General features: G+C 74.0%; 17 protein-coding genes, 5 tRNA genes and 1 pseudogene. 16 read left to right on the top strand and 7 right to left on the bottom strand.

The window, feature by feature from the left end; translation table 11 throughout:
- Positions 1–76: 76 nt before the first annotated feature.
- The 13 genes from argB (at position 77) to cobA (ending at position 16,695) form a co-directional block, all read left to right on the top strand.
- Entirely contained in the window at positions 77–952 is an 876-nt protein-coding gene (gene argB / locus ACIRVF_RS13005; protein WP_402816834.1) for an acetylglutamate kinase, read from the top strand.
- Positions 949–2,154 carry an acetylornithine transaminase gene (locus ACIRVF_RS13010; protein ID WP_402816357.1) on the top strand — a complete coding sequence of 402 codons (1,206 nt, stop codon included), beginning with the start codon at positions 949–951 and terminating at the stop codon, positions 2,152–2,154. The genes argB and ACIRVF_RS13010 overlap by 4 nt, the downstream gene beginning before the upstream one ends.
- 23 nt (positions 2,155–2,177) lie before the next feature.
- Positions 2,178–2,726, top strand: coding sequence for an arginine repressor (locus ACIRVF_RS13015; RefSeq protein WP_270148298.1), 549 nt, complete (start codon positions 2,178–2,180; stop codon positions 2,724–2,726).
- A 112-nt stretch (positions 2,727–2,838) separates the two neighbouring features.
- Positions 2,839–4,263, top strand: a complete 1,425-nt coding sequence (argH, locus tag ACIRVF_RS13020; RefSeq protein WP_402816358.1) for an argininosuccinate lyase — start codon at positions 2,839–2,841, stop codon at positions 4,261–4,263.
- A gap of 109 nt (positions 4,264–4,372) precedes the next feature.
- Positions 4,373–4,630, top strand: a complete 258-nt coding sequence (locus ACIRVF_RS13025) for a hypothetical protein (RefSeq protein ID WP_402816359.1) — start codon at positions 4,373–4,375, stop codon at positions 4,628–4,630.
- A gap of 349 nt (positions 4,631–4,979) precedes the next feature.
- A complete protein-coding gene (locus ACIRVF_RS13030) occupies positions 4,980–5,483 on the top strand; it encodes a GNAT family N-acetyltransferase (RefSeq protein ID WP_402816360.1) in 504 nt (167 codons plus the stop codon).
- 565 nt (positions 5,484–6,048) lie between these two features.
- A complete protein-coding gene (locus ACIRVF_RS13035; protein WP_402816361.1) occupies positions 6,049–7,074 on the top strand; it encodes a methionine ABC transporter ATP-binding protein in 1,026 nt (341 codons plus the stop codon).
- Positions 7,075–7,079: 5 nt separating this feature from the next.
- Complete coding sequence (locus tag ACIRVF_RS13040) at positions 7,080–7,814, top strand: methionine ABC transporter permease (protein ID WP_402816836.1); 735 nt, start codon at positions 7,080–7,082, stop codon at positions 7,812–7,814.
- A gap of 58 nt (positions 7,815–7,872) precedes the next feature.
- Positions 7,873–8,697: a MetQ/NlpA family ABC transporter substrate-binding protein gene (locus ACIRVF_RS13045; RefSeq protein ID WP_402816362.1), complete on the top strand. Its 825-nt coding sequence runs from the start codon at positions 7,873–7,875 to the stop codon at positions 8,695–8,697.
- A gap of 199 nt (positions 8,698–8,896) precedes the next feature.
- Complete coding sequence (locus tag ACIRVF_RS13050) at positions 8,897–9,532, top strand: GNAT family N-acetyltransferase (protein WP_402816363.1); 636 nt, start codon at positions 8,897–8,899, stop codon at positions 9,530–9,532.
- Positions 9,533–9,668: 136 nt separating this feature from the next.
- Positions 9,669–10,925: a precorrin-6y C5,15-methyltransferase (decarboxylating) subunit CbiE gene (cbiE, locus tag ACIRVF_RS13055; RefSeq protein WP_402816364.1), complete on the top strand. Its 1,257-nt coding sequence runs from the start codon at positions 9,669–9,671 to the stop codon at positions 10,923–10,925.
- 483 nt (positions 10,926–11,408) lie between these two features.
- A complete protein-coding gene (cobT, locus tag ACIRVF_RS13060; protein WP_402816365.1) occupies positions 11,409–15,314 on the top strand; it encodes a nicotinate-nucleotide--dimethylbenzimidazole phosphoribosyltransferase in 3,906 nt (1,301 codons plus the stop codon).
- 133 nt (positions 15,315–15,447) lie between these two features.
- Positions 15,448–16,695: a uroporphyrinogen-III C-methyltransferase gene (gene cobA, locus ACIRVF_RS13065; protein WP_402816366.1), complete on the top strand. Its 1,248-nt coding sequence runs from the start codon at positions 15,448–15,450 to the stop codon at positions 16,693–16,695.
- A 36-nt stretch (positions 16,696–16,731) separates the two neighbouring features.
- Here cobA and ACIRVF_RS13070 read toward each other — a convergent pair whose 3' ends face one another.
- Positions 16,732–19,473 carry a SpoIIE family protein phosphatase gene (locus ACIRVF_RS13070; protein WP_402816367.1) on the bottom strand — a complete coding sequence of 914 codons (2,742 nt, stop codon included), beginning with the start codon at positions 19,471–19,473 and terminating at the stop codon, positions 16,732–16,734.
- Positions 19,474–19,562: 89 nt separating this feature from the next.
- Here ACIRVF_RS13070 and ACIRVF_RS13075 point away from each other — a divergent pair, with 89 nt between their 5' ends.
- Positions 19,563–20,402 (top strand): TrmH family RNA methyltransferase, encoded by an 840-nt coding sequence (locus ACIRVF_RS13075; RefSeq protein WP_402816368.1) that lies wholly within the window; start codon positions 19,563–19,565, stop codon positions 20,400–20,402.
- Positions 20,403–20,687: 285 nt separating this feature from the next.
- On the top strand, positions 20,688–21,281 hold the full coding sequence (locus tag ACIRVF_RS13080; RefSeq protein WP_402816369.1) for a 2'-5' RNA ligase family protein: 594 nt from the start codon (positions 20,688–20,690) through the stop codon (positions 21,279–21,281).
- 973 nt (positions 21,282–22,254) lie between these two features.
- On the opposite strand, the pseudogene ACIRVF_RS13085 reads toward ACIRVF_RS13080, so the two are convergent.
- Positions 22,255–23,571 (bottom strand): annotated as a pseudogene (locus ACIRVF_RS13085) (serine/threonine-protein kinase); the annotation flags it as partial.
- Positions 23,572–23,977: 406 nt separating this feature from the next.
- Between ACIRVF_RS13085 and ACIRVF_RS13090 the strand changes: the two are divergent.
- Positions 23,978–24,178, top strand: coding sequence for a hypothetical protein (locus tag ACIRVF_RS13090; RefSeq protein ID WP_402816370.1), 201 nt, complete (start codon positions 23,978–23,980; stop codon positions 24,176–24,178).
- Between the two features lie 349 nt (positions 24,179–24,527).
- On the opposite strand, the gene ACIRVF_RS13095 is transcribed toward ACIRVF_RS13090, so the two are convergent.
- From ACIRVF_RS13095 to ACIRVF_RS13115, 5 genes are all read right to left on the bottom strand, one after another.
- A tRNA-Val gene (locus ACIRVF_RS13095) sits at positions 24,528–24,599 on the bottom strand.
- A gap of 44 nt (positions 24,600–24,643) precedes the next feature.
- Positions 24,644–24,715 (bottom strand) — tRNA-Val (locus ACIRVF_RS13100).
- 41 nt (positions 24,716–24,756) lie between these two features.
- Positions 24,757–24,828, bottom strand: a tRNA-Val gene (locus tag ACIRVF_RS13105).
- Positions 24,829–24,865: 37 nt separating this feature from the next.
- Positions 24,866–24,936: transfer RNA gene (locus tag ACIRVF_RS13110), tRNA-Cys, on the bottom strand.
- A gap of 40 nt (positions 24,937–24,976) precedes the next feature.
- Positions 24,977–25,049, bottom strand: a tRNA-Gly gene (locus ACIRVF_RS13115).
- Positions 25,050–25,190: the final 141 nt, after the last annotated feature.

The raw sequence follows: 25,190 nt of genomic DNA on the forward strand, positions 1-25,190 counted from the left end.
CCCCACGACGAGGAATCCCGTGCAGATCGCACCCAAGGGCGAACAGGCCCGCAACAACACCGCGTTGCCCAAGGCCATGACGCTGATCGAGGCGCTGCCCTGGCTGGAGCGCTTCCACGGCAAGACCATCGTGATCAAGTTCGGTGGCAACGCCATGGTCGACGAGAGTCTCAAGGCGGCCTTCGCCCAGGACGTCGTCTTCCTCCGCTACGCCGGACTGCACCCCGTCGTGGTGCACGGCGGCGGCCCGCAGATCAGCGCCCAGCTGGACAAGCTCGGCCTGGAGTCCAACTTCACCAACGGCCTGCGCGTCACCACCCCCGAGACCATGGACGTGGTCCGGATGGTGCTGGCCGGCCAGGTCCAGCGCGAGCTGGTCGGCCTGCTCAACGGGCACGGACCGTTCGCCGTCGGCATGACCGGCGAGGACGCCCACACCATGACGGCCGTCAAGCGCTACGCGGTGGTCGACGGCGAGCAGGTCGACATCGGCCTGGTCGGCGACATCGTCAACATCGAGGCCGGCGCGGTGAAGGCGCTGATCGCCGACGGCCGGATCCCGGTCATCTCCTCGATCGCTCGCGGCGCCGACGGCCACGTCTACAACATCAACGCCGACACCGCGGCCTCCGCCCTGGCGGTCGCCCTCGGCGCCGAGATGCTGGTGGTGCTGACCGACGTCGAGGGCCTCTACAAGGACTGGCCGAACTCCGACGACGTGATCAGCCAGCTCAACGCCGGCGAACTGGAGGCCCTGCTGCCCGGTCTGGCCAGCGGCATGCTCCCCAAGATGGAGGGCTGCCTGCGTGCCGTCCGCTCCGGCGTGGGCACCGCCCGGGTGCTGGACGGCCGGGTGCAGCACAGCCTGCTGCTGGAGATCTTCACCGACGAGGGCATCGGCACGATGGTCGTGCCGGACGACGAACCGACCGTGACCGGGGGACTGGCATGACGCACAACGAGCAGCTCACCGAGCGGTGGCAGCACAGCTTCACCGACAACTACGGCACCCCCCGGATCCCGCTGGTGCGCGGCGAGGGCGCCACGTTCTGGGACGCGGACGGCAAGCAGTACACCGACCTGCTCGGCGGCATCGCCGTCAACGTCCTCGGCACCGCCCACCCGGCCGTCGTCGAGGCCGTCAGCAAGCAGATCGCCACCCTCGGCCACGTCTCCAACCTCTTCATGGCCGAGCCGACCATCGCCCTCGCCGAGCGGCTGCTGCGGCTGGACGGGCGCGAGGGTGGCCGGGTCTTCTTCTGCAACTCCGGCGCCGAGGCCAACGAGGCCGCCTTCAAGATCAGCCGGCGCACCGGCCGCACCCACCTGGTCGCCCTCCAGGGCGGCTTCCACGGCCGGACGATGGGTGCCCTCGCGCTCACCGGCCAGCCCGCCAAGCAGGACCCGTTCCGCCCGCTGCCCGGGGACGTCACCCACGTCCCGTTCGGCGACGTCGAGGCGCTGCGCGCGGCCGTCACCACCGGGACCGCGGCCGTCTTCCTGGAGCCGGTCCAGGGCGAGAACGGCGCGATCCCGCTGCCCGAGGGCTACCTGGCGGCCGCCCGCGCGATCACCCGGGCCACCGGCACCCTGCTGATCCTGGACGAGATCCAGACCGGCATCGGCCGCACCGGCCACTGGTTCGCCCACCAGGCCTTCGAGGACGTCGAGCCGGACGTCGTCACCCTGGCCAAGGCGCTCGGCGGTGGCCTGCCGATGGGCGCGGTCCTGGCCTTCGGCGAGGCCGCCGAACTGCTCACCCCGGGCCAGCACGGCACCACCTTCGGCGGCAACCCGGTGGCCGCCGCGGCCGGCCTCGCGGTGCTGGACACCATCGAGTCCGAGGGCCTGCTGGAGCACGCCCGCAAGATCGGCGACCGACTGCGGCACGGCATCGAGGCGATCGGCGACCCGCTGGTCTCGCACGTGCGCGGGGCCGGCCTGCTGCTCGGCATCGTCCTCACCCAGCCGGTCTCCGCCCGGATCCAGGCCGCCGCCCAGCAGGCGGGCTTCCTGGTCAACGCGGCCGTCCCGGACGCCGTACGGCTGGCGCCGCCGCTGGTGCTCACCGAGCAGGAGGCGGACGCCTTCGTCGCGGCGCTGCCGGACATCCTCCGGACGGTGCGCGAGAGCGCCCCGGCCGATGCGAGTTGACCGTCGTCCGGGAGAATAATCACATGACCGATTCCCGCTCCGGCCCGTCCGCCGCCGGCCCGACGCCGCAGGTCCCGCAGACCCGCACCGCGCGCCACCGGCGGATCGTGGACCTGCTCACCCGCCAGCCCGTGCGTTCGCAGAGCCAGCTCGCGAAGCTGCTCGCCGACGACGGTCTCGTGGTCACCCAGGCCACCCTCTCCCGGGACCTGGACGAGCTGGGCGCGGTCAAGATCCGCAACCGGGACGGTGCGCTGATCTACGCCGTCCCGGCCGAGGGCGGCGACCGCACGCCGCGCGCGCCGATGGGGGAGTCGGCCAGCGAGGGCCGGATGGCCCGGCTGGCCGGCGAACTCATGGTCTCCGCCACGGCCTCCGGCAACCTGGTCGTGCTGCGCACCCCGCCCGGGGCCGCGCAGTTCCTCGCCTCGGCGATCGACCAGGCCGAGGTGTTCGAGATCATCGGCACCATCGCCGGTGACGACACCGTGCTGCTGATCAGCCGTGACCCGGCCGGCGGCCAGGCGCTGGCCGACCACCTCATGCAACTCGCCCAGGCCAAGGCGCAGTAGCACCCGTCCGACCTCGACCCCTGCCGCGGTGGCCCGCGGCAGGGGTTTTGTGTTCCATACGGCATCATGCATACTTATGCCACCCACTGCACAAGTGTAAGGAGCCACCGCGATGACCGCCCAGCAGTCCTCCGACGTCCGCCTCTGGGGCGCGCGCTTCGCCGACGGCCCGTCCGAGGCGCTGGCCAGGCTCTCGGCCTCCGTCCACTTCGACTGGCGCCTCGCCCCGTACGACATCGCCGGTTCCAAGGCCCACGCCCGGGTGCTGCACAAGGCCGGCCTGCTCTCCGACGAGGAGCTATCCGGCATGCTGGCCGGTCTCGACCAGCTGCTCGCCGACGTCCGGGCGGGCACCTTCGTCGGCACCGTCGCCGACGAGGACGTCCACACCGCGCTGGAGCGCGGGCTGCTGGAGCGCCTCGGCGCCGACCTCGGCGGCAAGCTGCGGGCCGGGCGCTCGCGCAACGACCAGATCGCCACCCTGTTCCGGATGTACCTGCGGGACCACGCCAGGACCATCGGCGGCCTGCTGCTCGACCTCCAGCACGCCCTGGTCGGCCTCGCCGAGGCGCACCCGGACACCGCGATGCCGGGCCGCACCCACCTCCAGCACGCCCAGCCGGTGCTCTTCGCCCACCACGTCCTCGCGCACGTGCAGGCCCTCGGCCGGGACGCCGAGCGGCTGCGCCAGTGGGATGCCCGCACCGCCGTCTCGCCGTACGGCTCCGGTGCGCTGGCCGGCTCCTCGCTCGGTCTCGACCCGCAGGCGGTCGCCGCCGACCTCGGCTTCGAGGGCGGGTCGGCCGGCAACTCCATCGACGGCACCGCCTCGCGGGACTTCGTCGCCGAGTTCGCCTTCGTCGCCGCCATGATCGGCGTCAACCTCTCCCGGATCGCGGAGGAGGTGATCATCTGGAACACCAAGGAGTTCGGCTTCATCACCCTGCACGACGCCTTCTCCACCGGCTCCTCGATCATGCCGCAGAAGAAGAACCCGGACATCGCCGAGCTCGCCCGCGGCAAGTCCGGCCGGCTGATCGGCAACCTGACCGGCCTGCTGGCCACCCTCAAGGCGCTGCCGCTGGCCTACAACCGGGACCTCCAGGAGGACAAGGAGCCGGTCTTCGACTCCTGCGACACGCTGGAGGTGCTGCTGCCCGCGTTCACCGGGATGATGGCCACCCTCACCGTGCACCGGGAGCGGCTGGAGGAGCTGGCCCCGGCCGGCTTCTCGCTCGCCACCGACATCGCCGAGTGGCTGGTCAAGCAGGGCGTTCCGTTCCGGGTCGCGCACGAGGTCGCCGGGGCCTGCGTCAAGGTCTGCGAGGCCGAGGGCATCGAGCTCGGGGACCTCACGGACGAGCAGTTCGCCTCGATCTCCGAGCACCTGACCCCCGAGGTCCGCTCGGTGCTCAGCGTGCACGGCGCCATCGCCGCCCGCAACGGGCGCGGCGGCACCGCCCCCTCGGCCGTCGCGGTCCAGCTCGCCGAGGTGAAGGCGGACCTGGCGCGGCAGCAGGAGTGGGCCCGGGGCTGATCCCCGGAGCGGCCGGGGGAGGGGCGCGGCGGGCCGACCGGCGCGCCCCTCCCGCGTGCGCGCCCCGGTCCGGGCGTAACCGGCCCCGCCCGGGCCCGTCATGCACGGTGTGTGCACCCCCCTTCCGTCCGGCCCCTCCGCCGAGGACGTCTACCTCGCCGAGGACCGCCGCCGCGTGGTCCGCGAGACCGTCGCCGCCCTGCCCGGCCGCTGCCCCCAGCTGATCGCCGCCCTGGCCGAGGATCCGCCACCCACGTACCGGGAACTCTCCGAGCGCCTCGGCATGCCGCGGGGCTCCATCGGGCCCACCCGCTCCCGCTGCCTGGCCTGCCTGCGCCTCCTGCTCCACGCCGAGCGCTATCCCTGACCACGCGCCCCGCCCGTTGCCCCGCCCTGCCTGAGCCTCGTCACGTCCGCCCCGGCCCCGGTCGACCGTCCCGCCCCTCATCTCGCCCTGTGTGACCTCCGCCGGGCCGCCGGGCCCGTCTCACCGGGTGCCCCCCGCGCCCTCCCGTGCCCCTCCGGCCCCGCCGCGCCCCCACCCCCGCCGCGGCGTGACCCTTGCCACGTCTGCCCCTCCGAAGGTTGAGGGAAGCTGACACCCGGGTAGCACGCTGGCGAACGTCACTCTTGACGGTGGCGCATACGCTCGGATACTGAGCGTGAGCGCGTCACCCTGTGCGCGCCGGGCACGACGACTGGGGAGGCCCCTCCACATGGGCATGAGCGTGATCATCTCGGCCGCTGCGGCCGAGGACGCGGAGCAGATCCTCAAGCTCCAGTACCTGGGCTACCAGCCCGAGGCAGAGCTGTACGGCGACTGGGCGATCGAGCCCCTGACCCAGACCCTGGAGAGCCTCCGCACCGAACTGACCGAGCAGCACGTCCTGGTCGCCCGCCTGGGTGACGAGGTGGTGGGCGCCGTCCGCGGCCACGTCGACGCCGAGGGCATCGGCCGGATAGGGCGTCTGGTGGTCCACCCCCGGATGCAGCGGCACGGTCTGGGCGGCCGGCTCCTGGAGGCGCTGGAGCGGCGGATGGCCGAGGGCAGCCGCCCGGTGACGGCCTACCGGCTGTTCACCGGCCACCGCAGCCTCGGCAACCTGCGGCTGTACGCCCGCCAGGGCTACCGGCAGACCTCCGTCGAGCAGGTCAGCAGCCGGCTGAGCTTCGTGCACCTGGAGAAGCCGGTCACCACCCCGCTCGCCGCGACCGCCTGAGCCCCGCCCGCCTCAACCACGCCCGCCCCCGGGCATCCTCGGCGCCGCCACCATCCGGACGTCCGGTGGCGGCGCCGAGGCGCATCTCCACAGGTCGGAACGACCGGTGTCCGCAATGCGGACACTCGCCGTCGAACAGTTGGGCGCAGTTCGGCTCATCTGTTTTACTGGCTCACATGACTGCGACGACGAACTGGACCCCCACCGGCACGCTGCCGGCAGGTGAGCGTGCCATGTGCCGTCGAATGTGTCACTGCTGAGGGCCACCGCCCCCGGGCACCCCGTCGAGGGTGCCTCCCCCTCGCGCCCCGAAGCGAGACTCCGGCGCCGCTCCCGCCCGCGCGAGCGCGCCGTCCTCCCGGAACCCTCCCCTCCGGCGTGCCCGCCCACCCGCGGCCGTCGATGACTCGTCGGGGCCACGCCGTCGCGCGGCCCGGTCGTTCTGCGGCCACGATCAAGGGGCGGCAGCTCCGGATCCCCCTGGTGAGGCGTCGTAGGACACCGCCGGCCGCATCCCGGTCGGCCGGTCGACACCGCCGCCCGCCCCCGACCCACGGAAGCAGCTGTGATCACCACCACGGACCTGACCAAGGTCTACCGTTCCCGAGGCCGCGAGGTGACCGCCCTCGCCGGTGTCGACCTGCACGTCCGCCCGGGCGAGGTCTACGGAGTCGTCGGCACCAGCGGCGCCGGCAAGTCCACCCTCATCCGCTGCGTGAACATGCTGGAGCGCCCGACCTCCGGCACGGTCACCGTGGACGGGGTCGAGCTCACCGCCCTGTCCGGCGGCGAGAACCGGGCCGGCAAGGACCTGCGCGAGGCACGACGCCGGATCGGCATGGTCTTCCAGCACTTCAACCTGCTCTCCTCCCGCACGGTGCAGCAGAACGTCGAACTGCCGCTGGAGATCATCGGCCTGGACCGTACCCAGCGCCGCCGCAAGGCCGCCGAACTGCTGGACCTGGTCGGCCTCGGCGACAAGGCCCGCAGCTACCCCGGCCAGCTCTCCGGCGGCCAGAAGCAGCGGGTGGGCATCGCCCGCGCCCTGGCCGGCGACCCCAAGGTGCTGCTCTCCGACGAGGCCACCTCGGCGCTCGACCCGGAGACCACCCGCTCGATCCTCAAGCTGCTGCGCGACCTCAACCAGCAGCTGGGACTGACGGTCCTGCTGATCACCCACGAGATGGACGTCATCAAGTCCGTCTGCGACTCCGCCGCGCTGATGCGCGGCGGCCGGGTGGTGGAGTCCGGCGAGCTGACCGACCTGCTGGCCGAGCCCGACTCGGAGCTGGCCCGCGAGCTGTTCCCGCTCAGCGAGTTCGGTACCGGCCACCCCGGTGCCACCGTCCTGGAGATCACCTTCCAGGGCGACACCCCGGCCCAGCCGTTCGTCTCCCAGCTGGCCCGCACCTACCAGATCGACATCAACATCCTGGGCGCCGCGGTGGAGACCATCGCGGGCCGGATGGTCGGCCGGATGCGGGTCGAGCTGCCCGGCGGCCACCAGGACAACGTGGTGCCGATCGGCTACCTGCGCGAGCAGGGCCTGCAGGTGGACGTGATCGGCACGGCGAACGGAGCGGTGGCATGACTGGCCTGAGCTGGGACCAGATGCAGGACCTGATGTGGCCCGCCACCCAGGAGACCTTCCAGATGGTCGGGGTCGCGACGGTCTGCACCGTCCTGGTCGGCCTGCCCGTGGGCGTGCTGCTGGTGCTCACCTCCAAGGGCGGGGCGCTGCAGAACCAGCCGGTGAACAAGGTGCTGGGCGCGATCGTGAACCTCGCCCGCTCGCTGCCGTTCATCATCCTGATGATCGCGCTGATCTCCTTCACCCGGTGGCTGACCGGCAACTCCCTCGGCTGGCAGGCCGCGACCGTGCCGCTGACCGTCGGCGCGATCCCCTTCTTCGCCCGGCTGGTCGAGACCTCCGTCCGCGAGGTCGACCGCGGTCTCATCGAGGCGGTCCAGGCGATGGGCGGCAGCACCTGGACGCTGGTGCGCAAGACGCTCGTCCCCGAGGCCCTTCCCGGCATCGTCGCCTCCGTCACCACCACGGTCATCGCGCTGATCGGCTACTCCGCGATGGCCGGCACGGTCGGCGGCGGCGGCCTGGGCGACCTCGCCTACCGCTACGGCTACCTGCGCTTCGAGACCGCCTTCATGTGGATCATCGTGGCCGAGATCGCGATCATCGTCACCGTGATCCAGCTGGCCGGCGACCTCGCCGTGCGCCGGCTGGCCAACCGGGGCCGCGGCGGCGGACGCACCCGCCTGCTCCGCCCGCGTGCCACCGCCCCGGCCCCCGACGAGGACCTCGTCGCCTCCTAGACCTCCCCCGTCCGACCTCCGGACGCGGCTCCCCGTATCACGCAGAAAGGCACTTTTCGTGCGCAACGTTCTGAAGTTCACCAGTGTCCTCGCCACCGCCGGCCTCGCCCTGTCGCTGGCCGCCTGCGGCAGCTCGGGTTCGTCCTCCTCGGACCCGAACGCGCCGCTGAAGGTCGTCGCCAGCCCGACCCCGCACGGGCAGATCCTGAAGTTCGTCAACGACAACCTGGCGGCCAAGGCGGGCCTCAAGCTCGACATCAAGGAGGTCACCGACTACGTGACCCCCAACACGGCGGTGCAGGACGGTTCGGCCGACGCCAACTACTTCCAGCACGTCCCGTACCTGGATGACTTCAACAAGAAGAACGGCACGGACATCGTCTCGGTCGAGACCGTCCACCTGGAGCCGCTGGGCGTCTACTCCAAGAAGGTCAAGTCGATCAACGACCTGCCCTCCGGCGCCACCATCGGCCTGCCGAACGACGCCACCAACGAGGGCCGCGCGCTCAAGCTGCTCGCCGACAACAAGCTCATCACCCTCAAGGAGGGCGCCGGCACCGCCGCCACCCCGGCGGACGTGACGGGCAACCCGAAGGGCTTCAAGTGGAAGGAGCTGGAGGCCGCCCAGCTGCCCCGCTCCATCGCCGACCTCGACGCCGCCGTGATCAACGGCAACTACGCGCTCGACTCCGGCCTGAAGCCGGCCACCGACGCCCTGGTGCTGGAGAAGGCCGAGGGCAACCCGTACGCCAACATCCTCGCCGTCAAGAAGGGCAAGGAGAACGACCCGCGGGTGAAGAAGCTGGCCGAGCTGCTGCACTCCGACGAGGTCAAGAAGTACATCAACGACACGTTCCAGGGATCGGTCATCCCGGCCTTCTGATCGTCGTACGGTCATACCGCGTAGCGCCCGACCGGGCCCCCGCCGCACCTCGGCGGGGGCCCGGTCGGGCAGTATGCACCAGGGACACCACCGTGGACCGGGTTCTGACGTACCGTCGTGCGACCGGCGCACCGCGTGGTACCCGGGGCACGCCGGAGGCGTACGGTGTTGTGTTCACGACCCGGCGAGGAGAGACGGCATGGCAGCGAGCTTCCCCGAGACCGCCATCAGCACCGAACGGCTGCTGCTGCGTCCCCTTGCGGAGGACGACGCCCCCGGCCTGGCCGCCATGATGGCCGACGACCTCGTCCTGGCCTGGACGGACCACCCGCACCCCTTCACCGAGGGCTACGCGGCCGAGCTCGCCCGCACCCTCGCCCCCGCCCACCGCGCCGCCGGGCACGGCATCGTCCTCGCCGTCACCGAGCACCTCACCCAGCGCCTGGTCGGCCTGGTCCAACTGCGCAACACCGACTGGCGGCTGCGCAGCACCGAGATCTCCTACGTCACCGCCACCTGGGCCCGCGGCGAGGGCTACGCCCCCGAGGCCGTCCTCGGCGTCGCCCAGTGGCTCTTCGAGGACCGCGGCTTCCTGCGCCTGGAGATGCGCACCGCCGCCGGGAACACCGCCGCCCAGCAGGTCGCCCAGAAGATCGGCGGCATCAGCGAGGGCGTGCTGCGCAGCGCCTGGATAGTGCGCGGCGAGTCCGGGGAGGTCGTCGAGGAGAGCCGGAGCGACCTGATCCTGTGGAGCCTGCTCCCGGAGGACCTGGAGTCGCCCGAACTGCACCGCGACGGCTGGCACGGCGACCACCGCTACGTGCTGCGCGACTGAGCCGCCGTCCGGCCACCCGTCCGGCACGGACATCTGTGCGAGATGTCGGCCTCCGGGCGGTCGCACCCGGTAGCCTCTGCACCGGCGCCGCGCAGTGGGCGCCGCGTCGAGTCGAGTCGAGGGAGAACGGCCGCAGATGGCTGACCGGATCACGGTCATCGGGTGGGACGGTACGCCGCTGACCGAGGCCGCCGGTGCGGCCCTCGCCGCGGCGACCCTGGTGGCCGGAGCGCCCTACCAACTGGACGCCCTTCCGGTGCCGGAGGACGCCGAGCGGATCACCCTCGGCAACATCCAGCAGGCCGCCCGCACCATCGCCGAGCACCGCGGCGCCGCCGTCGTGGTCGCCGAGGGCGACCCGGGCTTCTTCGGCGTGGTGCGCACCCTGCGCCGCCCCGAGTACGGCCTCGAACTCGAAGTCCTGCCCGCCGTCTCCTCCGTCGCCACCGCCTTCGCCCGGGCCGGGATGCCCTGGGAGGACGCCCAGGTGGTCAGCGCCCACGGCGGCCGGCTGCGCCGCGCGGCCAACATCTGCCGGGCCCACCCCAAGGTCGCGGTGCTCACCGCCCCGGGCGCGGGACCGGGCGAACTCGCCCTGATGCTGCGCGGGGTGCACCGGACCTTCGTGGTCTGCGAGGCCCTCGGCACCCCGGAGGAGGACGTCACCGTCCTGACCTCCGACCGGATCGCCGACCACGTCTGGCGCGACCCCAACGTGGTGCTGGTGATCGGCGGCGGCGCCCAGGTCGGCGCGGTCGGGGAGGCGGCCGGCTGGCTGGCAGGGCGCCCGGTCGGCTACCCCGGCGCGGACCGCGGCTGGGCGCTCCCCGGTGACGCCTACGCGGGCGCCGGGCGCACGGAGGGTGAGCCGGGCGCATCGGAGGCGCTGCCCGCGCACGTGCGCGCCCTGGTGCTGGCCCGTCTGGGTGCACGTCCGGGGGACCTCGTCTGGTCCGTCGGCGCGGGCAGCGGCGCCCTCGCCGTGGAGGCGGCCCGGTTCGGCGCCGCGGTGGTCGCGGTCGAGGCCTCCCGATCGGCCTGCGCCCGGCTCGCCGTCAACGCCCGCCGGTACGGGGTCGAGGTGGAGACCGTGTACGGGCAGGGACCCGAGGTGCTGGGCGGCCTGCCCGAGCCGGACGCGGCGGTGGTGGAGTCCGGCGGGCCCGAGGTGGTGCGGGCCGTGCTGGCCCGGAAGCCGGAGCGCTTCGTCGCGCTGGCCCGCACCTTCGCCGAGGCGGAGGAGATCCACCGGGCCATCGCGGGGGCGGGCTACCGGGCGGACGGCGCGCTGCTGCAGGCCACTCCGCTGCGGGCGGCCGAGGAGGGCGGCGGGCTGGCGCTCGGGGCGGCCGAGGCCGGCGCCCTGCTGCTCTGGGGTGAGCAGATCGTGTGAAGGCCTCGGGTGCGCGCCGGGGCCGGTGGGCGGCCCTGGCGGTGATCCAGGTCGCATCCGGACACCGATTCGAGAGGTCACCGCGCCGGGCCGGTAGTGTGGCGTCCCAGGCGGCTGCAGCCGTCGGCGACCTGCCCGATTCGGTCGGTTTGTCACCTTTTTGACGTGGTGCAACCCGGTTCCGCTCGGAGTGTGGGCAATTCGACGCGCCGCGTTCCGGACCTGGAGAATGCCGTAGGGTCCGGTGCGGTCGTGCCGGTTGCTCCGGGTTGTCGTTGTTTCAGATGGTGCACCGTCCTCGCGGGCGGTGCCCGGGCCGGGGTGCCGCAGCGCGCCGGAAGGACTTGGGCCGCAGCGCCACGGCGCGGCGGCCACGTGTGGTTGAGGGGCGGGTCGGTGCAGGTCCGGCCCGTGCGGATGGGCGCTGCGGTCGGTGATCGCGTCGCCAAGGGGCGCGGCAGCGGCCTGGAAGGAGCTTTGACAATGACCGATGGCGGCCACGTCCCGGGCGAGGGACTGCCGGAGCACCTGCACGCCGGGCCCGACCCGCTCGGCGGACCGGACGGCGTCGCGGGCGTTGCACCCCTGCAGGGCGTCGCGACCGACGGCGGCATGATCCCCAACCCGGCGGCGCCGACCGGCGCGGTGCCCGGTGCGATGCCCCCCGGCGCGGGTGTGATCCCGCCGCAGGGCCAGCCGAACTTCACCGGCGTGCCGCCCCAGGCCGTCCCGGGCGAGGGCTGGGCCGTCGACCAGGGCGCCCCGCGCCCCGCCTTCCACTTCGTCGACCAGCCCGACGGTCTGGACGACGAGGACGACGTCCTGCTGATGCCCGGTCCGCAGGGCTCCTGGGGCGCCGAGCAGGCGCCGTTCGCGCAGCAGGAGGGCACCCCGGTCGAGCCGTCCTGGCCGCCGGTGGAGCCGCCGGTGCTCGGCGGTGAGCACGGCCAGCAGCACGTCCAGGCCGCCCAGGCGCAGTCCCACGCCCAGCAGCCGGTGACGCAGGCTCAGCCGCCGCGCCGACCGCTGCACGCCGGTCCGCCGATCCCGGACCCCTCGCTGATGACCGGTCAGGTGCCGGTCCGTTCGCTGGCCGACCGCGGCCCGTCGCAGGGCGGCACGCCCGCGCACGGCATCCCGGTCGTCGGCCGCCCGCCGATGGGCGAGGCCGCCGCGCCCGTCCCGGGTGCCGTACCGCAGGGTGTGCCGCAGGCCGCCCCGATGGCGCCCGCCGCGCCGATGCCCCCGGTGGCCATCACGGTCGAGGGCGGGCCGGAGGTCCACCAGGTGCCGCAGGCACAGGGCTACCAGCAGGTGCCGCTGGCCGGGCAGCCGGTCGAGGGCCTGATGGGCGTCGAGACGGTCGGGGCGATCGAGGTGGTCGAGGTCGTCGAGCTGCCCGAGGCCGTCCAGGCCGTCCAGGCCGCCGCACCGGCTGCCGAGGCCGTGCAGGCCGTGGCGGCTCCGGAGGCGGTGGCTCCTGAGGCCGCTCAGGCCGTCGTGGTCGAGCCGGTCCCGGCGGACCCCGCCGCCCAGCCGGTCGCCGAGCCGGTTGCCGAGGCGGTCGCGGTGGAGAGCGCCGCGGCTGGGGCCACCGACGCCGCCGCCGTGGAGACGGCCGTTGCCGAGACCGTCGTGGCGGAGGGCGCCGCGCCCGTCGAGCAGCCCGAGGGCGCCGCTCCGGCCGGCCAGCCGCGCCGGATCTCCGCCTTCCTCGCCGCGCCGACCCCGCACGGCCTGCCCAAGGTCGAGGCGGCCCAGCAGGTTCCGGTGGCCGAGGAGGCGGCGCAGGAGCAGCCCGCCCCCATAGCGGTCGCCGACGCGCCGCAGGCCGCAGAGCAGGGCGCGGAGGGCGAGGCGGTCCAGGTGGCGGAGCAGGCCGCCGAGGCCGTGGAGGCCGTCGAGGTCGTCGAGGCCGCTCAGGCCGTCGTGGCCGAGGCGGTCGCCGAGACCGCCGCCGGCACCGGTGAGATGCCCTCCGGTCAGGCCGTTGCCGAGTCCGCCGCCCAGGAGCCCGTTGCCGCCGAGCCCGAGGCCGTCGTCGCCGAGGCCGCCGTCACCGAGGCCGCCGTCACCGAGGCCGCCGTCACCGAGCCGGCCGTCGCCGAGGGTGAGCAGGTGCAGCCGCAGGTCGTGGCCGCCGAGCAGCCCGCCGAGGCCCCGGCCGAGCCGGCGGCTGAGCAGGCCGCCGAAGCCGTCGCGGAGCAGGCGGTCGAGCAGCCCGTGGACGCCGCTGTCGAGACCGAGGCCGCGCAGCCCGTCGAGGCCGCCGCCCCTGAGGCCGAGCAGCAGCCCACGGCCGAGGCCGTCGCCGGGACTGCGGAGACCGCCGAGCAGCCCGCCGAGGCCCCGGCCGTCGAGGCGCCCGACGCCGCGGAGCCGCAGGCCGAGCCCGCCACCCCGGAGGCCGTCCAGGAAGCCGCCGCCGTCGAGCCGGTCGCGGAGCAGCCCGCCGAGCAGCCCGGGGCCCCCGCCGCCGAGGAGCCGCAGCCCGAGGCCCGGGCCGAGCAGCCGGCCGACCAGCAGTCCGAGCAGCCCGCCGACCAGCAGCCCGCCGGGACCGCCGAGTCGGCCGAGCCGTCCGAGGCCCCCGCCGCCGAGGACGAGCAGCCCGCCGAGCCCGCCGAGCCCCGCGGCCCGGCCGCCCCCGGCTACGACGAGGCCGGCCGCGACGCGGTCCACCAGGTGATCCGCGAGCGCCGCGACATCCGCAACGGCTTCCGCCCGGACCCGATCCCGCACGAGGTGCTGATCCGCGTCCTGGAGGCCGCCCACACCGCGCCCAGCGTCGGCTACTCGCAGCCCTGGGACTTCGTGGTGATCCGCTCGGCGAAGACCCGCAAGCGGATGCACGCCCTGGCCGAGCGCCAGCGCGCGGCGTACGCGGACTCGCTGCCCAAGGGCCGGGCCAAGCAGTTCCGCGAGATCAAGATCGAGGCCATCCTCGAAACCCCGGTGAACATCGTGGTCACCGCCGACCGCACCCGTGGCGGCCGCCACACCCTGGGCCGCCACACCCAGCCGCAGATGGCCCCGTACTCGGCGGCCCTGGCCGTCGAGAACCTCTGGCTGGCCGCCCGCGCCGAAGGCCTGGGCGTCGGCTGGGTGAGCTTCTTCGACGACGAGGAGCTGGTCCGCGAGCTCGGCCTGCCCGAGCACCTGGAGGTCGTCGCCTACCTGTGCGTCGGCTTCGTCGACTCCTTCCCGGACGAGCCGGAGCTGGAGCAGCAGGGCTGGGCCAAGAAGCGCCCGCTGGCCTGGGTCGTCCACGAGGAGCAGTACGGCAACCGCGCCCTGCCCGGCGAGGAGCCGCAGAGCCTGCTCGCCGAGACCCTGCGCGGCATCCGTCCGCTGGACGCCAAGGCGCTCGGCGAGGCCTGGGACCGCCAGAAGCGGATGACCAAGCCGGCCGGCTCGCTCGGCATGCTGGAGATCATCTCCGCCCAGCTGTGCGGCCTGTCCCGCAAGTGCCCGCCGCCGATCCCCGAGCCCGCCTGCGTGGCGATCTTCGCGGGCGACCACGGCGTGCACGCCCAGGGCGTCACCCCGTGGCCCCAGGAGGTGACCGCCCAGATGGTCGGCAACTTCCTGGCCGGGGGAGCGGTGATCAACTCCTTCGCCAAGCAGATCGGCACCGAGGTGTGCGTGGTGGACGTCGGCGTCGCCGCCGAGCTGCCGCAGGCCGTCCAGCAGGGCCGCGCCACCGGACTGCTGCCGCGCAAGGTCAAGCCCGGCACCGCCGACATGACCCAGGGCCCGGCGATGACCCGCGAGGAGGCCCTCCAGGCCATCGAGGTCGGCATCGAGACCGCCCGCGACCTGGTCGCGGCGGGCAACAAGGCGCTGGTCACCGGCGACATGGGCATCGCCAACACCACCGCCTCGGCCGCCCTGATCTCGGTGTTCACCGGCCTCGACCCGGCCGAGGTCACCGGCCGCGGCACCGGCATCGACGACGAGACCCATGCCCGCAAGATCGAGGTCATCCGCGCCGCGCTGGCGCTGCACCAGCCCGACCCGAACGACCCGATCGGCGTCCTCGCCGCCGTCGGCGGCCTGGAGCACGCGGCCATCGCCGGCTTCCTGCTGGGTGCCGCCTCGCTGCGCACCCCGGTGGTGCTGGACGGCGTCATCGCCGGTTCGGCCGCACTGGTCGCCAAGGCGATCGCCCCCGAGGTGCTGGCCGCCTGCATCGCCGGCCACCGCTCCGCCGAGCCCGGCCACCAGGCCGCGCTGGCGAAGCTGGGCCTGCGACCGCTGATCGACCTCGACCTGCGGCTCGGCGAGGGCACCGGTGCCCTGCTGGCGCTGCCGCTGGTGCAGAGTGCGGCCCGCGCGATGCACGATGTAGCCACCTTCGACTCCGCCGGGGTCACCGAGAAGGCCTGACGACCTGCTCACCGCTCCGCGGACCGGCCCGAGGGCGCGCCGGCCCGCGGAGCGGCGTACCGCCACCCGGCATCGCCGGGCGGCGTGCCACCGCACTGCCCCAGACCCTCACTCCCGATCAGGAGCACCACCGATGACCGCGCCCACCCCGCACCCGAGCACCGAGGGCCGCACCCCCTACCCGGTCGGCCTGCTGCTGGCCGGCCGCCGCGTCGTGGTGGTCGGCGGCGGCCAGGTCGCGCAGCGGCGGCTGCCGGCCCTGATCGCCTCCGGCGCCGAGCTGCACCTGATATCCCCGGCCACCACCCCGGCCGTCCAGGCCATGGCCGACGCGGGTGAGCTGACCTGGCACGCCCGCCCCTACGCCGACGGCGACCTGAGCGGCGCCTGGTACGCCCTGGTCGCCACCGACGACCCGGCGGTCAACACGGCCGTCAGTGCCGAGGCCGAGCGCGAGCGGGTGTTCTGCTCCCGCAGCGACGACGCCTCCGCCGCCACCGCCTGGACCCCGGCCAGCGGCCGTGACGCCGGCGCCACCGTCGCCGTCCTCACCGGCGACCCGCGGCACTCCGCGGCCCTGCGCGACGCCATCGTCGGCGGCCTGCGGGACGGCTCGCTGGCCACCCGTTCGTACCGCTCGCACGGCGCCGGCGTCGCCCTGGTCGGCGGCGGCCCCGGCGACCCGGACCTGATCACCGTGCGCGGCCGCCGCCTGCTCGCCGACGCCGACGTGGTGGTCGCCGACCGCCTCGCCCCGCGCGAGCTGCTCGCCGAACTGCCCGAGCACGTCGAGGTGATCGACGCCTCGAAGATCCCGTACGGCCGCCAGATGGCGCAGGAGGCGATCAACCAGGCGCTGATCGAGCACGCCAAGGCCGGGAAGTTCGTGGTCCGGCTCAAGGGCGGCGACCCGTACGTCTTCGGCCGCGGCGGCGAGGAACTGCTGGCCTGCGCCGAGGCGGGCATCCCGGTCACCGTGGTGCCCGGCATCTCCAGCTCGATCAGCGTCCCCGAGACGGCCGGCATCCCGGTCACCCACCGCGGGCTGACCCAGGAGTTCACCGTGGTCTCCGGCCACGTCGGCCCGGACGACCCGCGCTCGGTCACCAACTGGCAGGCCGTCGCCGGGATGAGCGGCACCCTGGTGCTGCTGATGGCCGTGGACAAGATCGGCGCGATCGCCGCCAAGCTGGTCGAGCACGGCCGCCCGGCCGACACCCCGGTCGCCGTCGTCCAGGAGGGCACCACCGCCGCCCAGCGCCGGGTGGACGCCACCCTGGCCACCGTCGCCGCCGTGGTCGAGGCCGAGGGCGTCAAGCCCCCGGCGGTGATCGTGGTCGGCGACGTGGTGAACGTGCTGGCCGCCGCCCTCCGGCGCTGACGGCTCCGCGGAGGGGAAGTCGGCCGGTCCGACTTCCTACTCCAACGACTGCTCCGTCCAGATGACCTTCCCGGTCGCCGTGTAGCGCGTCCCCCAGCGGTCCGCGAACTGCGCGACCAGGAACAGCCCGCGGCCGCCCTCGTCCTCCGTCGCCGCGTACCGCAGGTGCGGCGAGGTGCTGCTGCCGTCCGACACCTCGCAGATCAGCGAACGGTCGCGCAGCAGCCGTACCCGGATCGGCCCGGAGCCGTACCGGATCGCGTTGGTCACCAGCTCGCTCAGGATCAGCTCGGTGACGAAGGAGGCCTCGTCCAGCCCCCAGTCCGCCAGCCGCTCCGCCACCTGCGCCCGGACCGCCCCCACCGCCGCCGGATCGGTGGGCACGTCCCACTGCGCGACCCGGTCCTCCGCCAGCACCCTGGTCTGCGCGACCAGCAGCGCGATGTCGTCCTGCGGATGTGCCGGCAGCATCGTCCCGAGCACGTCGGCGCAGGTCTGCTGCGGCGTGCGCGGCGGCCCGCCGAGGGCTTCCCGCAGCAGCGCCAGTCCGTCGTCGATGTCCCGCTCGCGGTCCTCCACCAGCCCGTCCGTGTACAGCACCAGCCGAGTGCCCTCGGCCAGCTCCAGCTCGGCGGTCTCGAACGGCAGCACCGCCAGCCCCAGCGGCGGCCCGGTCGGCAGCTCCGGGAACGTCACCCGGCCCTGGGGGTCCACCACGGCCGGCGGCGGGTGCCCGGCGCTGGCCAGCGTGCAGCGCCGCGACACCGGGTCGTAGATCGCGTACAGGCAGGTCGCCCCGGTCAGCCCGCCGCTCTCGCCGCCGCCCGCCTCGTCCTGGTCGATCCGGTTCACCAGCTCGTCCAGGTGGCCCAGCAGCTCGTCCGGCGGCAGGTCGAGCGTCGAGAAGTTGTGGATCGCCGTCCGCAGCCGCCCCATCGTCGCCGCCGCGTGCAGCCCGTGGCCGACCACGTCGCCGACCACCAGCGCCACCCGCGCGCCCGGCAGCGGGATCACGTCGAACCAGTCCCCGCCCACCCCGGCCTGGGCGGGCAGGTAGCGGTGCGCCACCTCCAGCGCGTTCTGCTCCGGCAGGCTGCGCGGCAGCAGGCTGTGCTGCAGCGTCACCGCCATCGCGTGCTCACGGGTGTACCGGCGCGCGTTGTCGATGCACACCGCCGCGTGCGCCACCAGCTCCTCGGCCAGCGTCAGGTCCTCCGCCTCGAACGGCTCCGGCCGCTCCGCCCGCCAGAACCGGGCCACCCCCAGCAGCACCCCGCGCGCCCGCAGCGGCACCCGCAACAGCGAGTGCACCCCGTAGGCCAGCGCCTGCTCCGCCCCCTCGGGATCCTGCTCCCGCCAGCCCTGCGCCTCGGCCAGCCGGGGCTCCAGCCGGGGCAGGCCGCTGTGCAGTGCGCTGGCCAGCGGCGTGGCCGGCACCACGTCCAGGGTGGTGCCCACCGGGTGGAACGGGCCGTGTCCCCTGATCCCGACGACGGCCGCCCGCCGCATCGGGTTCAGCGAGGTGCCCCCCGGCGGCTCCTCGCCCGACAGCACCTGTTCCGCCAGGTCCACCGTGACGAAGTCGGCGAAGCGCGGCACCGCGACCTGCGCCAGCTCCTCCGCCGTCCGGGTGACGTCCAGCGTGCTGCCCACCGTCATCCCGGCGTCGTACAGCAGCCGCAGCCGGCGCTGCGCGCCCTCGGCCCGGCCGGTCAGCGCCATCAGCTCGGTGGAGTCGCGCAGCGTGGCGACGCAGCCGGGCGGGCCGCCGTCCTGGTCGGTCAGCCGGACGTTCACCGCCAGCAGCCGCTCCCCGGCCAGCACCACCTCGTCGGTCACCGGACGGTCGGCGGTCAGCAGCTCCAGCGGGACCGGGTCCAGGCCCAGCGCGGTCACCGGACGGCCCTCGGCGTCCGGCGGCAGGTCCAGCAGCCGGCGCGCCTCGTCGTTGCAGAGCAGCAGCCGTCCGTCCCCGGCGACGATCATCACGCCCTCGCGCACCGCGTGCAGCACGGCCGCGTGGTGCTCGTACATCCGCGTCATCTCGACCGGACCCAGTCCGTGCGTCTGCCGCCGCAGCCGTCGGCTGATCAGGGCCGTGCCCAGCGTGGCCAGGCCGATCGCGCCCGCCGCGGCGCCCAGGACCACGGGCAGCTGGCGCTCGCTCGCGGTGGAGACGTTGTTCAGGGTGACCCCGGCGGAGACCAGCCCGACCACCGAGCCGTCCGGCGCGTACACCGGGACCACCGCCTGGACCAGGGGGCCGAGCGTCCCGGTGAGGTGCTCGGTCACCACCTGGCCGTGCAGCGCGGGCTCGTACGTGCCGACGAACTTGTGGCCGATCCGCGCCGGGTTGGGGTGGGTGTAGCGGATGCCCTGGTTGTTCAGCACCACGATGAAGTCCACGCCGGAGGCGATCCGCGCGGACTGCGCCTTCGGCTGCAGGATCGCGGTCGGGTCGGGGGAGCGCAGCGCGTCCACCATGCCCGGCGAGTTGGCGAAGGACTGCGCGACCGCCACCGACCGGTTGCGCGCCTCGCGGTCGGCGTCGTTGCGCGACTGCACCACCAGCGCCACCGCGGCCCCCGCCACCAGCAGGAGGACGACGAGGATCTGGAGCGCGAACACCTGCCCGGCCACCGACCGGTGCCGAGCCGGTCGCGGACGCTTCGCGCGTGGCAGTTCTTGCCGACCGTGTGGGCGCCCACCGAAGGAGCCGGCGTCGCCGGTGGCACCAGAGGCCGACGGAGCCCAGGATCGGCCCGGATTTCGGGCCATACGGTCATATTTGCACTCCGGCTAGCCCGGGACCACCCCGCTCCCTGGGCCGTTTGGCCTTCCCCGCCCCGGCTTGGCAAGATCGCAGGGTGTCCGAACCCAGCACCGTCACCGACCCGGCCGACCCCCGCCTCGCCGACTACACCGGCCTCACCGACGTCGAACTGCGCCGCCGCCGCGAACCCGCGGAGGGCCTGTTCATCGCCGAGGGCGAGAAGGTCATCCGCCGCGCCCTCTCCGCCGGCTACCGGATGCGGTCGATGCTGCTGACCGCCAAGTGGCTCGACGTGATGGCCGACGTCATCGCCGACGCCGACGCCCCCGTCCACGTGGTCGAACCCGCACTCGCCGAAGCCGTCACCGGCTACCACGTCCACCGCGGCGCCCTCGCCTCGATGCAACGCAAGCCCCTCCCCGACGCCGCCGCCCTCCTCACCGACGCCCGTCGCGTCGAGGCGGTTCGGCGCGTCGCCGTGTTCGAGGACATCGTCGACCACGCCAACATGGGGGCGGCCTTCAGGAACGCAGCCGCCCTGGGCGTCGACGCGATCCTCCTCACCCCACGCTGCGCCGACCCCCTCTACCGCCGGTCCGTGAAGGTGTCGATGGGGGCCGTCTTCCAGGTGCCGTGGACCCGGCTGGGTGCCTGGCCGACGGATGTCGAGATCCTGCGCTCCGCCGGCTTCACGGTCGCGGCACTGTGCCTGAGCGACCGGGCGATCACCCTCGACGAGCTCGCTTCGCGGGACGACGAGAGGCTCGCCCTGGTCTTCGGCACGGAGGGCGACGGCCTCGCCGCCAAGACGCTCGCTTCGGTCGACGATCATGTCCGCATCCCGATGGATGCCGGTGTCGACTCGCTCAACGTCGCAGCAGCCTCGGCGGTGGCCTTCTACGCCACCCGCCCGCGGCGCGAGTTGGCCTGCTAGATCACTCAGGGCAACTCCTGGGCTTCCGGGCCTCCTCCAGTCCGGCGGACCAGCAGCGGTGCAGTGCCATGGCGCAGGGTTGGGCGCTTCCTCTCTGCTGGTGGCGAACCGGTCGGCGGGCTGTGCTGGGCTCGTTCGGCCAGTGTCCGCCCGTAGTGCTGGGAGGCCGCCAACCCGCAGGGTGCCCGCCTGTACCGGCTGAACACCGCCCGTACCGCCCGCCCCGGCCCCGTGCCCCGGCCCTGCGCGCGGCTTCGGGCCCGCAGGAGCGGTCACCATGGAGGGGTGGGCAGACACCTGCACGGAGTTCCGGGCGTCCTGGACGTCGGACCGACACCCCGGACGGCGCTTGCCTGGTTGCCGTCGGCGGAACTGTGGCAGGCCGTCCAGCGGATCCGGGAGGAGCACGATCCGCAGATCCGCCGCTGGCCGCCGCACGTCAACGTGCTGTTCGGCTTCGTCCCGGAGTCGGACTTCGGGCCCGCGCTCCCGTTGCTGGGCGCCGCCGCGGCCGAGCAGGCCCCGTTCACCGCGCGTCTGCACGGGGTGCGTCACTTCGCCCACCGCCACGACGCCACGGTCTGGCTCGACCCGGCGGGTGGCGGCCCCGGCCCGTGGCAGGCACTCCACGGCTCCCTGGTGGAGCGCTTCCCCCGCTGCCGGGGTCGGGCGGACTTCACACCCCACCTGTCCTTGGGGCGGACCCAGGACCCACGTCGGCTCGCACCCGAACTGGCCGCCCGCCTGGGTACCACCTCGGCACCGGTCACCGAACTCACGCTCCTCTCCCGTCGGGGCGACGGCCCGATGCGGGCCCGGTTCGCGGTCGAGCTGGGCACGGGCGAGGTCCGGCAGCTGCCGGACCTCGGGCCCGCGTGAGCGCTGCTCCGCGCTCAGCTTCACGTGTGTTCCGGTAGTCGCGGTCCGAGGCGTTGTCCCAGACGGCGATCGAGAAGCGCTGGCCGACGGCGAGGCTCACCGAGCGCTCCTCCGCTCGAAGCACCCGGCCGCGGTCCGGGCCGTCCGACCCGCAGGCCGTCAGGCCGACCGCCAGTACGACCGGCAGCGCCACCCTCCTGACCGACGATCAGCATGGCGTGGCCCGCGCGCTTGCCGTCCTGTCGTGGCCCTCGACCCCGATCGGGACCGGCTTGCCGTCGGCGACCGCCTTCTCGATGTCCGGCAGGATCTCACGCCCGGCGTTGTCGTCCGGCAGCTTCCTGTAGTCGAAGTCGGCCGGGCCGACTTCCTGTGCTGGTCAGCCGGTGGTGGATGCGGCGGTGGGTGGGGCCGGGGCGGCGGCTGGGGGAGGTGTGGTGGGGGCGCCGCCGGAGGCGCCGGCGCCGGGCCAGGATTCGTCGAGGGTGCCGTCGGCGCGCACGGTGTAGCGGGTGGAGATGACCGCGCCGGTGGCGGCGACGCGTTCCTCGCGGACGACCGCGCTGCCGTCCAGGCGCCAGGTGGCGGTGGCCTGCGGGTCGGCGGCGGACGCCCGGGAGGTGGTGGCGACCGGGGTGTCCCCGGAGAAGGTGTAGAGCTGGACGAGGTCGACCGGCGCCGATCCCTCCGCCCGGCGCAGGACGACGACCGTGGCCGGCTGGCCCTTGTACCGGGCCGGCAGCACAGCGCTCAGCGCGAGCTGCGGCCCGGACCCGGCCGAGTGCCCGTCCTTCAGCGTGACCGCGGGCCCGCCCGCCCCGTCGGAGTAGCTGCGGTTGGGCCAGTCCACCACGGGCCCCGGCCCCTGCGCGGGCGCCAGCGCCCCGTTCGCCGTGGCGCGCGCGGCAGCCGGGAGCGGGGCCGCGGAGGTCTGCGCCGCGACGTCCACCGAGCCCCCGGGCACTGCCTGCTCGCCGCCGTGCCCGGTGCCGGCCGTCGCGGTCTGTCCGACCACCGGCCGCGCCCCCTGGTTGCTCCGGTTCTCGCAGCCCTGCGCCGCCGCGATGGCCAGCGCGACACCGATCGTCACGGTGACGAAGACGACCAGCCGTTGCCGGAGCAGTCGCTGCCGCGCCGTGCCGGGCCGTCCGCCGGGGGCGGGGGTGTGCTGGCGGTCCCGGGGTCGCGGGCGGGCCGGCGGGGGAGTGTGCGGGCGTTCCCGCAGTGGACGGGTGGCCGGCGTCGCCTCGGGCCGGGGGAGCGGGCCACCGTGCGGGCGCCGGGCCGCGGCCCGGGCGCGGTGCGCCGGCGCGACCTGGTCGGGCGAGCGCCCGGGGGCCGGAACGCTCTGCCGCCCGCCGTCCTGCTGCGGCGCCAGGGGCGCACCGGCGGGCGCCGCGGGTCCGGCGGCTGCGGCGGCCGGAGCCGGGCCCCGCCGCGTCGCGCGCCCGCTGCCGCCGGCCGCCGCCGCCCCGCGGGCCGCCAGTTCGCTGAGCCGCTCGTGCAGCGCGGCCGCGCCGGGCCGCTCGGCGGGTTCCTTGGCCAGGCAGGCCCGGATCAGCGGGGCGAGCTGCGGCGGCACGGCCGACAGGTCGGGCTCCTCGTGGACGACCCGGTACAGCATCACTTCGGAGGACGCCCCGGATCCGAACGGGGTGTCCCCCGTGAGCGCGTACGCGAGGGTGGCCCCGAAGGCGAAGACGTCCGTGGCCGGGGTGACGGCGGCGCCCCGCACCTGCTCGGGTGCGAGGAATCCGGGGGAGCCGACCGCGGTGCCGACGTGGGTGAGCGTGCTGGCGCCGCGCGACCACGCGATGCCGAAGTCGATGATCCGCGGGCCGCGCGGCGAGAGCAGGATGTTGGAGGGCTTGAGGTCACGGTGGACGACCCCGGCCTCGTGCACCTTGACCAGCCCGTCGGCCAGCGCGGCCCCGATCCGGGCGGCGTCCGGCCAGCTGAGCGGCCCCTCGTCGCCGACCTGCTTGTAGAGGGACGGCCCGGGGACGTACGCGGTGGCGAGCCAGGGGCGGTCGGCCTCGATGTCGGAGCCGACGACCCGTGCGGTGCAGCCGCCCCGGATCCGGGAGGCGGCGGCGATCTCGCGGGCGAAGCGGGTGCGGAACTCCTGGTCCTCGGCGAGTTCGGCGCGGATCAGCTTGAGGGCGACGCGCTGCCCGCGGCGGTCGGAGCCGAGGTAGACCACGCCCATGCCGCCGGCTCCGAGTCGCCGGTGGAGGCGGTACGGCCCGACGATGCGGGGGTCCTCACGCCTCAGCCGCATCATCGCCATGTCTCGTTCCCCGTCAGCCCGTGGGTGAGGCCCCGTCGGTTGGGGCATCGTCAGTTCCTGTCTGGCACAGCTTACGGACTGCCCGCTGCGGTGTGCTGATACGCAACACCTCAAGCCGCCGTGCGATTGTCGGATCGTGGTCTGAGCTGCAGGTCACAGGGGCGCCGAATCGTTTCTCGGGGTTGCCCCTCAGGGTTCCCCCGGGGACGGGGTGAGGCGACCCTCCCCCTCCGGTAGTACGCCTTGAGTCTGAGCGTCATCCTCGGGGATGCCCGAGGAACAGTACGACGGCATGACGTCCGAACGGCCCCCTGACGAATAGCGTTGTGCCCAGCGGTGGACGGGGAGCTCGTCCCCCGAGGTAAGCCGTCCACCGCGCCCAGTCGACCGGATCAGGAGCAAGGCCATGGCAACGCAGCAGACGGGCGCCACCCGCCGCCGGCGGCCGGCCTTCACCCAGCCCCGGTCCGCCGAGAAGCCCACCCGGCACCCCGCCGTGGCGCTGGCCATGGCCCTGCCGTGCGCCGTGCTCCTGGTGCTGCTGTTCGGCGGGTGGGAGCAGATGGCGAACCAGGCCGAAACCCTGGCCGATCTGATCGGCCGCTGAGGCCGCCGGATCCGCGGAGGCCGCCCAGGCCGCCCAGGCCGCCGAGGTCACGGAAGCCAACGAGGCCACGGAAGTCACGGAAAGAGGAACACACAGGACGGGCACTGATCCCCAGGGGACGGGGAGCAGTGCCGCCGGGGAGGCCGCGGCCGCGATGACACGCGGACGGGCGAGAGCGGTGCGCAGAGCGCCCCGGCAGGCGGAGACGCCGCGTACGGACGTCGGTGAGGGCGACCGTACGCGGCTCTTCTCTTTCCAGCCCCCAGCCTTCCATCCAGCCGTGCACCACCGCCGGAACGCAAAGGACCGAGGCCGCGACCCTGACGGATCGCGGCCTCGGCCGTTACTGTGCGCGATACTGGGATTGAACCAGTGACCCCTACCGTGTCAAGGTAGTGCTCTCCCGCTGAGCTAATCGCGCCTGATGTGGCGGTTGTGCAGCAGGCCTCGAAGGGCCCGTTACTGTGCGCGATACTGGGATTGAACCAGTGACCCCTACCGTGTCAAGGTAGTGCTCTCCCGCTGAGCTAATCGCGCCTGGTGAGGCGGTCCTGCAGCAGATCCCGGAGGACCCGACGTGCGCGATACTGGGATTGAACCAGTGACCCCTACCGTGTCAAGGTAGTGCTCTCCCGCTGAGCTAATCGCGCGGGGAGGTCTCCCGGAAGAACCGGGGGAGCCTCTCGGAGGTGGAGACGGGATTTGAACCCGTGTACACGGCTTTGCAGGCCGTTGCCTCGCCTCTCGGCCACTCCACCAGGCAACACATGAAGAACGATCTTACACTGTTCTCCATCGAGCGGACGACGAGATTCGAACTCGCGACCCTCACCTTGGCAAGGTGATGCTCTACCAACTGAGCCACGTCCGCGTGTCTCCCGGGATCTTCACCGCTTTTCTTCGGCTGCGCTCCCCGGCGACGTGTTGAACTCTAGCGGATTCCCGGGCCAGCTAAAAATCCGTTCCCGCAGCGTGCCGAGGGGATGCCCCGTCGAGTGCCGTCCCGTCAGCG

The sequence above is a fragment of the Kitasatospora sp. NPDC101157 genome (assembly GCF_044768255.1).
Taxonomy (GTDB): Bacteria; Actinomycetota; Actinomycetes; order Streptomycetales; family Streptomycetaceae; genus Kitasatospora.

Coding starts and splice junctions, on each gene's coding strand:
- argB (WP_402816834.1), top strand. CDS start 77: ATGACGCTGATCGAGGCGCTGCCCTGGCTGGAGCGCTTCCACGGCAAG.
- ACIRVF_RS13010 (WP_402816357.1), top strand. CDS start 949: ATGACGCACAACGAGCAGCTCACCGAGCGGTGGCAGCACAGCTTCACC.
- ACIRVF_RS13015 (WP_270148298.1), top strand. CDS start 2,178: ATGACCGATTCCCGCTCCGGCCCGTCCGCCGCCGGCCCGACGCCGCAG.
- argH (WP_402816358.1), top strand. CDS start 2,839: ATGACCGCCCAGCAGTCCTCCGACGTCCGCCTCTGGGGCGCGCGCTTC.
- ACIRVF_RS13030 (WP_402816360.1), top strand. CDS start 4,980: ATGGGCATGAGCGTGATCATCTCGGCCGCTGCGGCCGAGGACGCGGAG.
- ACIRVF_RS13050 (WP_402816363.1), top strand. CDS start 8,897: ATGGCAGCGAGCTTCCCCGAGACCGCCATCAGCACCGAACGGCTGCTG.
- cbiE (WP_402816364.1), top strand. CDS start 9,669: ATGGCTGACCGGATCACGGTCATCGGGTGGGACGGTACGCCGCTGACC.
- cobT (WP_402816365.1), top strand. CDS start 11,409: ATGACCGATGGCGGCCACGTCCCGGGCGAGGGACTGCCGGAGCACCTG.
- cobA (WP_402816366.1), top strand. CDS start 15,448: ATGACCGCGCCCACCCCGCACCCGAGCACCGAGGGCCGCACCCCCTAC.
- ACIRVF_RS13070 (WP_402816367.1), bottom strand. CDS start 19,473: ATGGCCCGAAATCCGGGCCGATCCTGGGCTCCGTCGGCCTCTGGTGCC.
- ACIRVF_RS13090 (WP_402816370.1), top strand. CDS start 23,978: ATGGCAACGCAGCAGACGGGCGCCACCCGCCGCCGGCGGCCGGCCTTC.